Below are 12,252 nucleotides of genomic sequence, written 5' to 3'. Positions count from 1 at the left end.
AAATAAATATTTTTCGCCTAAACTACTACTGTTGCTGGATCACAACCAGGTTTGAAGCTCTTAAGTTAGATAATTAAACCAATATTATTTGAAATCTTTCTTCATTGCGTTTGATGATTCCATTATGATTGAGTGGAAAAATCAATAGCGGAATTCGCAATAATTATCTGATGGATCAACAAAAAAACCAAATTAGGGGAGAAGAAAATGGTTGAATGGCGAGTAAGAGGCATTCGTGGGGCAACAACCGTAACTGAGAATACAGAGGCTGCTATGAGTGATGCAGTCCATGAGCTAATCGCTGAAATTGAGGCTCACAACTTGTTTCGGCCAGAAGATATAGTCTGTGTATTTTTTACCGTCACAGCCGATCTTGATGTTATATTTCCTGCTGCTGTTGCCAGAAAACGCCCTGGTTGGAATCATGTTCCGCTAATCGATCTTCAACAGATGCATGTCAAAGGTAGTCTTAAACGTTGCATCAGAATCCTAATTCAGGTTAATACTTCTGTCGCTCAATCAGCTATTGTTCATCGTTATCTACATCAGGCTCACGCTTTACGCCCAGATTTAGATATTCAGATGTTTAGTTAAGATTGGCAATACTTTAAGGCGTGCTAGTTTTTAAGTAAACATTTGCTGTCTAGTACATTGAGGTTGGAGGTTGAGAAAATACTGCACTGGTCAATTTTTTGGGCGATCGCTAATGGTTTTTTCAGATTGGCGATCGCCTGTCGGGTTTGTGGCTGAAACTGCCTGAGCCAGTCGTTTTGCTGGAGATATTCGGCGGTAAAAGCTGTAGGATCTATGAGCCAGAGATCGACTTGATACTGATGGATAAACTGTTGAACATCTGCTTGGTTCGAGCTATATTGAGCCTGGATTAAATCCTGGGTACGCTGGCGAATTTGCTGGTAGTAATCCCAATGATAAGGAATACTGTATTCTCTGGCGGTTAACACGCTACGTTGGGCAAAGCTGGGAATAAAGTCTCCTGACTCACTCAAAGTAGCAATAATGATGTTTTTAGGCTGCTGTCGGAGAAATTGATAGAGTTCTGGGTTTTTGGCTGTCACATAACCTAGTCGATGGGGATAGGCTTGAACAGCGTAGGTGGGATAGAGTAATGCGCTAAGAGCGATCGCTATTATGATTAACTGACGAGTAGGTGAATTAGCTGCAAATCTCTGTATTAGTTTATGTAGCAGGATCGCCAGCGTGATTCCTGAAAGTAAAGCGATCGCCAGGCGATTGGTATGTTGTGAATAACGACTAGGAAGATGAAGACGAAATAACATCAAATGTGATAGGGCATACCAGACAAAAGAAGTGATGATAATTTGCCAAATTATTCTGGCTTGCTGGTTGAGTTGTTTAACCAGAGGAAATTGTCGGGGAAACTTAGTAATGATCGGCAGCAATAAACCAAAAGAACACATTAAAAAATATTGCCATTCAAACGGGAAGAAACCGCTCTGTTTACCCACCAGCCAAAAATACCAGGGGTTATCGTTAAAAAACGCACTTCTACCTGCGGGATAAAATTCGGGCAGTTGTTTAGCTTGGGCTAAAGTAATTACTTGGCTAAATTCGGCAGTCTGAAATTTGTAGATGCCGACAGTAATCACAGCAGCAATTAAGCCAGTTAAATATAAATATCGACCCTGTTTTTGAGTAATTAAGTTGAGGCAGAGGATACCAGCAGAGATTAATAATACTTGAGGATAAAATAATCCTTGCAAGACGAGCAACAGGATACAGGGCAATAGTTGTTGGCGTAGCAGATGATAAATAAAACCCAAGAATAAGATATACAAAAAAGATCTGGGAGTTCCCGAAACCAGATCATCCAGTAACCAAAGATTTTGATTTAATAACAAGCTGGCAAAGAAACCTGCTAAGGGAACAGGAAAAATTTCTAAAGTAACTAGAAAAACATAGATACTCGTACCAACTCCCAACAATAAAGGCAGGATCTTGTTAAAAACAAATGGCTCAAGTCCAAATAAGTTTGCTAGCCAATAGATAAATTTATAGCCAGCGGGAGCAACCGAACTAAAATAATCGGCGATTAAGTCATCAGGGAACAGTTCAGGATCGTTTAATCGCTGTAGCCAAAAAACATGCTGTCTAGCATCATCTTGAATTGTATATTCCTGTAAAGATAACCCAAACCCCGACAGGCTGAACAATAGAGCCACAAAAATACTAGCAGCCAAGCAAAGCCTGTATTGATTAAACACATTGATTAATTCTGAATAGCTACTGTAAATTACATGTTCAAATTACCAAAAAAGCTAAGAAGCTCACAGCTAAGAGCTAATAGCCAGGGCATAGCCCTTTACATTATTGACTAAGAGCATTCAGAAACTTTTGTAAATTACTTAATAAACTCGTCTTTTTCTGAGACGGCTTACCATCACCGTCTGCTGCTTGAGGATTAGTTAAGCCGATCATTAATCGCTCTAAATCTTCCCCCATGGGCTTAGTAGTTAATTCTGTCGCCAGTTCATAGCCAGATTCTTGCTCCAGCCAAATTTGCCAAGGTGAAGGATGACAGCGGAGAATTGCCCCTTCTTCAAGAGGGCGCAGATAGTAGCAGGAATAGATATTCTTAATAAAGCGATCGCGTAACTGTCTTGCTGCTAAACCAATCCCCACCACTGCAACATCTTCTAGTTGGGGAATCAGAAAAAGTACAGGGCGATCGCCTGCCAATTGACTTAGTTTCTCGACTCGTTCCACTTCTACCGCCGAAGGACAAGCCACAATAAAGATTTCATCTTCTTCAGCAATCTGGGTTTCAATCGAGGTAAAGCGACTCCCCAGATCTGTCACAGCAAAAGGCTGTTCACCCCAATTACGTTTGGCTAGAGCAGATGCACCTGTATCGGGAAACATCACCTTTACCCGTGAACCAGTCGTGGCAAACAGTTGGGCAAACTCCAAGGCTAATGCCTCAGATTGTAAGGCAATTTCAGGCACGACTAACTCTACCTGAACCAGTTTGTAACCATCGGCGATCGCTCTTTGGGCAGCTGCTTTTGCCTGTTCTACTGCTGCGTCTAAAGTTTCGGGAAAAGTATTCATCAATAATTATGTCAGAAGTTAATTTTATTTTAGCGATCGATGTTCTCTTTAATTGCTAAGTATTTTTACTTCTAACGTAAACTATTAGCTACAGTCGGCTTGGAATTTATGACAAAATCGAATTTAATCACTTTAACGGGAATAGTTACGCCAGGACATCAGGTGGCTTCAGGACAAGCCTTAAATAGTCCTTATGACAGGGGAACTTTAGAGATGCAGTTACCTTTGTTTCGGGAACTGGGATTGGATCTTAGTGGCTACTATCTCGGTACAGTCAATGTCTCTATTGCACCCTATACCTTTAAAGTATTCCAGCCCCAATATACTTTCCCCCTAGTGAAATGGCATCCCAAATATCCAGCCGAAACTTTTTCTTTTTCGCCCTGTGTAGTTACCCATCAAGATATTAACTACGAAGGATTAGTTTACTATCCTCACCCCGAAACCAAAATCGGCCATTTTCAAGACGCTTCAATTATAGAAATAATTGCGCCTCCTATACCTCAGCTCAATTATGGCGATCGCCTAAGTTTAAAACTCAATCCCCAAGAAATCAAGCTGGTGCTAGACGCTTAAAATATTTAGGCTGGTACTAAATTTTGCTCAGAAAATAGTATCTCTTTATGAACGCAGCTAATTCACATCAGGCTTACGCTAATATAGCTCTACGTAAAAACGTTAGGACATCTTTGAAATACTACTTCCTATTTCCTATTTCCTATTTCCTACTTACGAGCCGATTACTATTAATGTCCTAATCTAATTTTGTACGATTATACTTACCAACCATCTAGTTCTAAATCTGGTTCGTGCCAAATTTCGATGTCTAATTCTGAAAGATAAATCAAAGCATTATTAATTTGTTGAATAGTGCCTAAGATTTTAAGTCCAAACCAGCCGTCTCCCTGACCATCTTTGCCTAAAATGGCTGACAAAAAAATAACTTTGAGCTGATATTCCGAGATTAGCTGAGAAATAATCGGTTCTTGATGATAGCTTTGAGGCACTCTGAGTTTAAGCTCAATTTCTGTCTGTCGATTGTTTTGAAATGGTCTTTGTTCCAATAAATAAGGATTATTCATGGATCATCTCCTAGGTTATTTCTTGAAGAGGCTAATTAATTTTTCAGTTTTTGTTCTAGGATTCAATCCTAAATCATATGCAAAAAAATTGCAATTCATTTGAAAATTATAAATTTGCCTCGAATTAAAACACAACCGATTGCCTAAGTTGGAAACTCGATCTCCAAGAAATTAACTAGATAATAGACCATCAAAAGTACCGCAACTATCTTTTTATATAGGTTTGAGCAAGTTCTTTCAATTTATCTTGACGTTTTTTTATACCTGGAGTGAGTGACATACCCAATTTCCTCAACACTTGTTCCCATCGGTATACCCAATCATGTCTAAGCAAAGAATTTACCACGTTATCAGTCTGGATCTGCTTTAAAAGTTCTGGCTGCGAATCGAGTTCAGCAATGATTTTAGCAATATTGCGTTCATCAAAGTCAATGGGAATTATGGCATTATCCCAATCGAAATAATGTTTAAAAGCTAGATTATCGGGAGGACAGCCAAGCAAAACACTCCCTGCTGCTGCTCCTTCAAAAAAACGGTAGCCAATTTCTTGCTGTCCATGAGTTTCTTGCAGCTTATTGACCTTGGCATAATTGGTAATAAAATAACGGCTACTCTTAAGCAGATTAGAAATTAAAGTTCGATGTTCTTGATGGCGATCGCTACGCTGTCCAGCACCGCTAATATAGTCATAGTAGTAGAAAAAATCTGTCTGCTCGGCTAATTCTAATAAAGCTTGATGAACTACATCCGAACGTCTGCCTAAATTAAGTAAATCGATTGAGCGATGCGCTCCGCGCTGGCTTCGCCAATCGCTTGTTTGACAATCTGGGCAAAACTTGACTGCGTTAACTCCAGGAGGGAGATAGATGCAAGGACGATTGATAATTTTCTGAACATCATCTACTATTTCAGAGTGACCGAGACAAATTAAATCAAAGTTTTGAAAGAATTGAAGAAAGTTTTTTAACTTTGGGAGATCTTTGTGCCAAATTTCCATGAGATAACACACGGAAAAATGGCACTTTTCACGCCAATTTTTTAATAAATTGATTGAAGATAAATTCTGAGGAAAGTCTAAAATTGTAAAGAAAATATCATACTCTTGTTCTAAATAAATAGACTGAAAATATGGATTCAGATTAGCTAGAGATTTAAAATATTGCGTATTGTTTTTGACTAACTTTTTGACGATTTTACCACCGCAACTATATTGTGGAGGTGAAATAATATTAGCTAAGTCAACTTCATTAATAATATCTTCAAATTCAAATAAACAAGAGTTGAAAATAAAATTTTCTATATTACGCTGTGACCAAACTAAAATACGAGATTCTTGATGACTAAGCTCATTTATATTGAAAGACATACAACTTCTTTTAAAGTCTATGATAAAAATCATAGCTAAATCTAATAGTTAAGCCTAGCATTATAGTTTTAATAGTAATTTTAATAACAATTATTAACCCAATAATATATATTAAATCTGTAAAATCTGTCAAGATCCCGTCATAGCTTAAAATAGAACATCGAGTCCCTCAAATATTGCTAAATGCAAATCCCTAGAAACAACAATGAAAAGACCTCTTCTATTTATATTACTCAAAAATTGCTCCAGAATTTAAACTCATCATCAATAAAATGAATAAATATGACTTGATTCAACAACTATCTCTCAGCGAACATACAGAAGGGGGGTATTTTGTGGCAAGCTATCATTCAGCCAAAACTTTACCTACAAATCGAGAAGGAAGCGATCGCAGCCTTCTGACTTTAATTTATCAATTACTTACCGACGATCGCCCAATTGACCATCTTCATCGTAATCAATCAGATACAATACAGTATTACCATAAAAATAATCACATATTCTAAAATATTTTAAAATTTTTCCAAAATTAGTTTAAATTGCTAATCAGCAAAAAATTCTACCAGACAATATCTAAAATAATACTTATGAGCAAAATTTCTCCATTTATTACTCGAAGAAAATTTAATCGTATTTGCCTAGCCACAGCAGGTTTAAGCTTGGCGATCGCCATGAATAGCTGTGGAACAAGTGAATCTGGTGCAGGGGAATATGAGGCAACTGCTAAAGCCACCTACACTTGGAAAGTAAACTACTCTAACGCTCCCACAGACGATAAAAGAGGTCATTATCAGGAGTTCGAGTCAACTTCTTTAACTACCGTCAACGGAGTAGAGCCAGAGGGAGCAGTGAGGAAAGAAAATGAAAAAGATGTTTGGTGGCCTAAATTACCCCCTAAACCATCTGTCGATGAGATCGAAGCTGGCAAAAAAAGCCCTGGTGAAAAGATTGGTAAGCTCGAATTAGGGCAAAATATAGAATACCGAGTCAAGTTCGATCGCGATGGCGAAAGATTAAACCTGCCGACCAACTACAGTGTTTATCGACAGGTTTCTCAAAGCTATCCTGATACACCTTTGAACTTTACGATGGGTGTCAATAATGGTTCGGTAACCAAAGCCACTCCAATTAATAATTAAAAACTATAACGATTTTAGGTTAGATGAGATGCGATCGCTCTTTTGCAGCTTCAAAGATTTCGGGATCTTCTGCATCCCTCAATTTAAGATCACGTAAGGCTACTGCGGTAAATCCAAATTTGTCTGTAATCCAAGTTGCGATCGCAGGCGACAAATGCGCATCAATCCAAATCGTTGTCATGCGACTAACACAGGATGATTGAGTTTACGTGAAGCATAATAAGTAAGCGATGCTTTTAAGTCATCCATTTTCAGTATGTCTCACTATGATGAGAAAACTCCTCGCCATAAAACGGATAAGGAATGCCGAAGATATCTATATAGTAGCCCTCGTCTTTGAATCCAGATACTATTACGCCCTCACCTTTTATCTCTACCCCAGCTTCATTAAACACTTTGAGTCCTTTAATAGATTGTGTGAATATGGCCTCGCATTCTGGGTCATGCTCATTAATGGTCACATTATTATTCTCGCAATAATTGTGAATGAGATGATAAGGAGAAGCCACTCCTTCAAATTCTATTAGCCCCATAACAACACCCATAGGTGCATCAGCCTTCTCGAATTGAGTGGTTCCGATGCGTTGATTATCAAGGAAAACTATATATTTCTTGTTCATTACAATTTATGTATAACTACCTTGTATAGGCTTATTAACTGCAAATTTTCAGTATAAATGTCGGAGCCATCTAAAATTTTTCTGGAATAACATCCAAATTAGAAAATGATTCAGAAGCTTATTTCAATGGTTCGGACAATTTAAACAACGATGATTTACACCCATGTACTAAATCGTGGTACGAGAGGTGTTAAAAGTCCACTCGATCCATGAAAAAACGTGGATTATTTTAATACAAGAGAGCGATCGCACTTGACAAAAAACCGTAACTTATTTTAAGGAGACTGCACCGATCGCACAAATCGCTGTAGCTGACGACTCTCTAATTCCAAAACTCGCCGTGCAAAATCAGGATCATTGTCTAGTAAATCGTCAAAGGCATCAACGGGAATTGCTAAAATACGTGTCTTTTCGCTGTCTGCAATGATTGTATTTTCCGAGGTACTATGTGCCAAAACTTCTAGTTCATCCAGCGTTTGCCCAGGCTGAAGCTGTTCAACACGAATCTGGGCCCCAGTTTGATTTTGATAGTGAATATTAGCATTGCCTTCGAGTAAAAGTAATAATTCTCGGCAGGTGTCTCCTGCTTCTGTGATCACCTCCCCGCTAGAGTAAATTCTCACTTCTGCCAGATGAGCTAGGGAGATTAACGTTTCACTCTGCATTCGGTGAAAGAAATCGCTGTTGAATAAATAAACCAGCTTCTCTAAGGTAGAAAATTCGGTCAGGGATGGCTTGGGTGTTGGCAAAGACAGTAGCCGTTCGGCTGTTTCCTGCATAAGCTGAGGACTGAACTCATGATGTCGATCGCGGGCGATTAGGCTCCGCCTACGCTTCGCGATCGCCTGAGCGCGTTCTGTATCCAATTGAGCAATCATATAGAGCGCAGCAGCCTGAATTAGGGGATTTTGTTCCTGTACCAGAGCTTCTAAATGACCTAAAATCTCTGCCGAAGATGCTTCTAGAGAACAAGTTACGGGAGTTTCTCCAGGTTGAGTCAAAAATTGCAGTATCTCTCGTGGTAGGCGATCGCTCCAGTCTTCCTGTTCTAGAATTTCGATTAAAACCGCAGGTGAAGCCTGTTGTAAGGACTGTGCCAAAGTTGGAGTAGCTGGATCATTTTGTAGGATTGTCAGTGTTTCTAGGATTGAGCGCACGATCAGTTCTTTTTTGTGCTTAAGATTTTCTCGAAGCAGCGTTAACACCGCTTGATGCTCTTGAAGTATGGGTTGATTTAAGGCGCGATAACCATCAATCAATTCGGGCAATTGAGCCAGGAGAAACTCTGCCTTTTTGACACTACCGTTATTAGCCGCAAACCCACTTAAGATCCATTCTTCTTCTTGTGGTGTGATCGAATATTCACGGCGCAGAGAACGAATCTCAGCTGAATCTTGAGCTGATAATTGCTCCAATGTCTGGAAATCTGGTTGTTTGCTTTGTAGCAATATTAGCCGTTCTAAGGATTTGCGGTAACCACTCAAGCGAATCTGATTTTCTAAACTACGTTGACGGTTGGGATTGAGCAATTCTGGATCTTCAATACCCAATTCGTCCAACACGATACGGTGTTCATCATCGGTAATATTTAATTCTCGACGCATTTGCTGCAAGATTTCCAAACTGCTGGAGTAGTTTACATAGCCTTCTTCCAATGCTTCTCGTACCACCTCTTTATAGGCTTGGTGTCGTTTCTCGCGGGTAAAGCCAGGCAGAACCTTGGCTAAGACATAGACTTCGTGAGTATTAAGGTCACTAAGCGCACGCCCTTCTAAAAACTGTGAAACATTAAGCTGTAATTTCTCTAATTGTTTACGGAATCGACTAGCAAGATTTTCACGAGCATAGAAATCGGGACTGCGCCTCCAAGTTTTGTAGAGCCAGAGAGTACTGAGGGAGACCAAACCCAGATCATAGATATACTGCACCGACCAGGGTAGAAGCTGCACTAAGGGACGACCCCCAAATATAAAGAAGAAGTTAAAAATACCAAAGGTGCAAAGGGTAAAAATGCGATGTCGAATTGTATCGCTTGTCAGCTTGCTATGATGTCGCCGACTGTAAGATTTGGCACGTTTTTCGATCCACCGTCCAACCCCATAGCTGAGCGCAGTGCATCCTCCCAGTACAAGCGGAACAGCAACTAGTTTGGGAATATTAATCGCCTGCCCAAATAAGTAAAGTCCAGGGCTAAACAGAGAAGCTAGCTGATCGGTTTGTCGTAGCCAAGCACCAGAAAAGTAGTAGTTCCAGTTGCCTGCATATAAATAGTAATAACAAAAATAGCCAATCACTAAACCCACATACCCATAGCGCAAAAAGGTGGTTTCAGGCTTATTTAAGCTATTCCAATAGGTGCGTTCAGCATCAATGTCAATGCAAGGATTTTGGCAGGCTACACAAGCACTCTGCTCTTGACCATCAGGTTGTACCGTACGGCACATCGATTGGGTGATGGACTGAGTACTCATATGAGCTTTGCTACTCAACAAGCCACCAGGCTCACTATAAATACTTTGCACAGGTGCCATGGGACAAAAGTATTGACACCAGGACTTCCCACCGTAAAAATAACCGACAGCGATCGCTGCTGCGATCGTGAACAGCATCCAACCAGCTAGTATAAGGCGATCGGCGTTAAAAAATAAAATTCGCCCACACAATCCTACAAACAGCCAAGCAAATTGTACATAAAGATAGTTGCGACCTAGCCACGAATCGGCGTTAACCTTTGCCAACTCGTAGCGCACTTTCCCAGTCTTTTTATTTTCCCGTTTAAATTGTCGTTGCCAGCCTAAAGCGCGAGGAATCTGAGATAAAAAAGATAGAGGACAAATCCGCCTCCATAGCTCATGTCCAAACACCAACAAAATAAAGATTGCCGCTGGGACAATAGCTCCCCAAAAGATAGTCGTTCCTAGAGGGTAGGGTTGCTCAACTAAACATACCCCTTGCACCTGTATACAATCACTGGGTAGCCGTAATGGACTCCAGGGATGATTGGGTTCGGTTAATGCTGATGTCCAGGGATCAAAAAATAGGGAAGCAATGACAAGAAGCCATGCAATGGTCAGTATCCACCGAATCCAGTGCATTCGAGACTCTGGAAGTTGAGCAAACATAGACAAACCCTTGCTTTATTTGAATTAAACGTTATGTCTTAATTTTGATCTAAAAAAGAGATCGCACTTAACTAAAAAATATCATAACGTCTAGACGCGATCGTTATTTGATAAATACAAATTAAATATGTACACAAAGATAATCTGGTAAGACATTATAACCAAGTCCAGAAGCGATTCCCTAAAATTACAAACCTTTGCTCGCAAACTTGGGTCTTATTTACAGAGACAACAAGAAATTCGAGATGACCCAAAAACTGAAGCAGGAAGAGATAACTCATTTAGTCAACAAAGCGCAGGCTGGTGAGCGACGCGCCCATAACCAAATTATTCAACAATTTCAAAATCTAGCAGTAGGTTATGCTTACTCGATCTTGGGTAATGTGCAACTAGCAGAAGATGCAGCACAGGAAGCTTTTGTTGAGGCTTATCTGAATTTGTCAAAACTTCAAAAGCCACAAGCGTTTTCTGGTTGGCTGAAAAAAATTGTTTTCAAACAATGCGATCGCTCTTTTAGATCGAGGTGCTAATGTTAACGCATTTAGTTCTGGAGAATTAGTCTGCACTCCTCTACATGCAGCTGCTGCGGATAACAATGTAGAACTTATTAAATTGTTAGTGGAAAGGGGAGCAGACTTAGGGCTTAAAGATAGCATATACCACAAAACGTCTTTGAATTGGGCAGAAGGATTTGAGGCTAAAGAGGCGATCGCGCTTTTAAAACAACTCGAACAATCTTAATTAAATAGGCATTGCTAGATTGAGGTAGTAGATGAGCAAAATTTTCTTCTACTACTTTTTTGTTATTGAAATAATATTACTTAACTAAAATTTTACGACTTCAAGAAGTAAAGCTGTTTGCTGAGATTGCCTTTCAGATTTACGATATGCTAACCAAATTTGATTAGTTACAGCTTTAGTAGGTTTAAGAATAAGTGCTAATTTTTCCTCAGTAATCCATTGCTGACAAAGATAATCAGGCAAGACACTATAACCAAGTCCAGAAGCGATCGCGCTACGAATACCGCGTAAATCGGGAATGATATATTGCGCTTGCATTTGCGATCGCCTGCCAAAAACTACACGCCAAAAACGCCTAATAATTGGTAATTCTTCAGCATAAGAAATTAACGGTTGTTTGGTTAACCATTCTTCAAGGGGAGTTAAATCGATTTGTAAAATTTCTCTTTGGATGGGAATTTCGGTTTTGGGAGGGGCAACTAACCAAAAGTTTTCTTGATAAATTGGTTGATATTCTATTTCTGAGCGCGCAATTTTTTGAGTGGCAATTACATAATCTAAGTCGTCTGCTACTAATTGTTCGATTAATTCGTCAGCCAAACCAAACTGGATCGTAAATCTGATTTTGTCATCTTCAGGGAGACGTTTAACTAACCATTCGCTAAAAAATTCCTGTGGTGTACCCAAACGAATTAGAGATTGTGTATCAGCAAAAGTATTTCGAGTGGCGATCGCTTCTAAAGTTTCAATTGCTGCGATCGCTTGATTGTATAAACGCTTTCCTGCTTCTGTCGGTAACATTCGACGGGGCATTCTTTCAAATAGTTTAATCCCCAATACCGATTCTAAAGATGCAATATGTTGACTGACGGCTGGCTGTGTTAAATATAAAACCTGTGCTGCACCCGATACTGTGCCTACTTGATAGACAGCGATAAAGCTACGATACCATTCCAAATTAACCATAAATATGTTTATGGATCTTTCTATTTTTTATTGTTTGTATTTTAGATAAATATTATTAAAGCAGTATTTAAACGCATAGTAATTCAACGAAATCTAGCTTCAGCAATAAGTGTAGCCAAAGGTCGC

At 39.5% G+C, this 12,252-nt stretch carries 14 protein-coding genes; 6 read left to right on the top strand and 8 right to left on the bottom strand.

Annotated elements, in window-relative coordinates; genetic code table 11:
- The first annotated feature begins 207 nt into the window (after positions 1-207).
- A complete protein-coding gene (aroH, locus tag KME09_02845; protein ID MBW4532851.1) occupies positions 208-594 on the top strand; it encodes a chorismate mutase in 387 nt (128 codons plus the stop codon).
- Positions 595-617: 23 nt separating this feature from the next.
- Here the strand turns inward: aroH and KME09_02840 are convergent, their stop codons facing one another.
- Complete coding sequence (locus KME09_02840; GenBank protein ID MBW4532850.1) at positions 618-2,243, bottom strand: hypothetical protein; 1,626 nt, start codon at positions 2,241-2,243, stop codon at positions 618-620.
- A gap of 103 nt (positions 2,244-2,346) precedes the next feature.
- A complete protein-coding gene (locus KME09_02835; GenBank protein ID MBW4532849.1) occupies positions 2,347-3,090 on the bottom strand; it encodes a DUF1995 family protein in 744 nt (247 codons plus the stop codon).
- Between the two features lie 108 nt (positions 3,091-3,198).
- Between KME09_02835 and KME09_02830 the strand changes: the two genes are divergently transcribed.
- Positions 3,199-3,666, top strand: a complete 468-nt coding sequence (locus KME09_02830; GenBank protein MBW4532848.1) for a hypothetical protein — start codon at positions 3,199-3,201, stop codon at positions 3,664-3,666.
- A gap of 203 nt (positions 3,667-3,869) precedes the next feature.
- Here the strand turns inward: KME09_02830 and KME09_02825 are convergent, their stop codons facing one another.
- Together KME09_02825 and KME09_02820 are read right to left on the bottom strand one after the other, a co-directional pair.
- Positions 3,870-4,172: an NIL domain-containing protein gene (locus tag KME09_02825; protein MBW4532847.1), complete on the bottom strand. Its 303-nt coding sequence runs from the start codon at positions 4,170-4,172 to the stop codon at positions 3,870-3,872.
- Positions 4,173-4,377: 205 nt separating this feature from the next.
- Positions 4,378-5,538 (bottom strand): glycosyltransferase, encoded by a 1,161-nt coding sequence (locus tag KME09_02820; GenBank protein ID MBW4532846.1) that lies wholly within the window; start codon positions 5,536-5,538, stop codon positions 4,378-4,380.
- Positions 5,539-5,810: 272 nt separating this feature from the next.
- On the opposite strand from KME09_02820, the gene KME09_02815 reads away from it, so the two are divergent.
- Together KME09_02815 and KME09_02810 are read left to right on the top strand one after the other, a co-directional pair.
- Positions 5,811-6,044 (top strand): cupin domain-containing protein, encoded by a 234-nt coding sequence (locus KME09_02815; protein MBW4532845.1) that lies wholly within the window; start codon positions 5,811-5,813, stop codon positions 6,042-6,044.
- Positions 6,045-6,125: 81 nt separating this feature from the next.
- Complete coding sequence (locus KME09_02810) at positions 6,126-6,677, top strand: hypothetical protein (protein ID MBW4532844.1); 552 nt, start codon at positions 6,126-6,128, stop codon at positions 6,675-6,677.
- 19 nt (positions 6,678-6,696) lie between these two features.
- Here KME09_02810 and KME09_02805 read toward each other — a convergent pair whose 3' ends face one another.
- The 3 genes from KME09_02805 to KME09_02795 all read right to left on the bottom strand — a co-directional run bounded on the left by KME09_02805 (position 6,697) and on the right by KME09_02795 (position 10,419).
- Complete coding sequence (locus tag KME09_02805) at positions 6,697-6,858, bottom strand: DUF5615 family PIN-like protein (GenBank protein ID MBW4532843.1); 162 nt, start codon at positions 6,856-6,858, stop codon at positions 6,697-6,699.
- 70 nt (positions 6,859-6,928) lie between these two features.
- Positions 6,929-7,297, bottom strand: a complete 369-nt coding sequence (locus KME09_02800) for a hypothetical protein (protein MBW4532842.1) — start codon at positions 7,295-7,297, stop codon at positions 6,929-6,931.
- 275 nt (positions 7,298-7,572) lie between these two features.
- Entirely contained in the window at positions 7,573-10,419 is a 2,847-nt protein-coding gene (locus tag KME09_02795; protein MBW4532841.1) for a cyclic nucleotide-binding domain-containing protein, read from the bottom strand.
- A 245-nt stretch (positions 10,420-10,664) separates the two neighbouring features.
- On the opposite strand from KME09_02795, the gene KME09_02790 reads away from it, so the two are divergent.
- Positions 10,665-10,949, top strand: a complete 285-nt coding sequence (locus KME09_02790; GenBank protein ID MBW4532840.1) for a hypothetical protein — start codon at positions 10,665-10,667, stop codon at positions 10,947-10,949.
- Positions 10,906-11,160, top strand: coding sequence for an ankyrin repeat domain-containing protein (locus KME09_02785; protein ID MBW4532839.1), 255 nt, complete (start codon positions 10,906-10,908; stop codon positions 11,158-11,160). Before KME09_02790 ends, KME09_02785 begins: the two co-directional genes overlap by 44 nt.
- Before the next feature lie 84 nt (positions 11,161-11,244).
- On the opposite strand, the gene KME09_02780 is transcribed toward KME09_02785, so the two are convergent.
- Positions 11,245-12,126 (bottom strand): LysR family transcriptional regulator, encoded by an 882-nt coding sequence (locus tag KME09_02780; GenBank protein ID MBW4532838.1) that lies wholly within the window; start codon positions 12,124-12,126, stop codon positions 11,245-11,247.
- Positions 12,127-12,252 lie beyond the last annotated feature (126 nt).

It is taken from the genome of Pleurocapsa minor HA4230-MV1 (assembly GCA_019359095.1).
Classification (GTDB): Bacteria; Cyanobacteriota; Cyanobacteriia; order Cyanobacteriales; family Xenococcaceae; genus Waterburya; species Waterburya minor.
The sequence above is the reverse complement of the archived record's forward strand: the minus strand, read 5'-3'. Positions and strand labels throughout refer to the sequence as shown.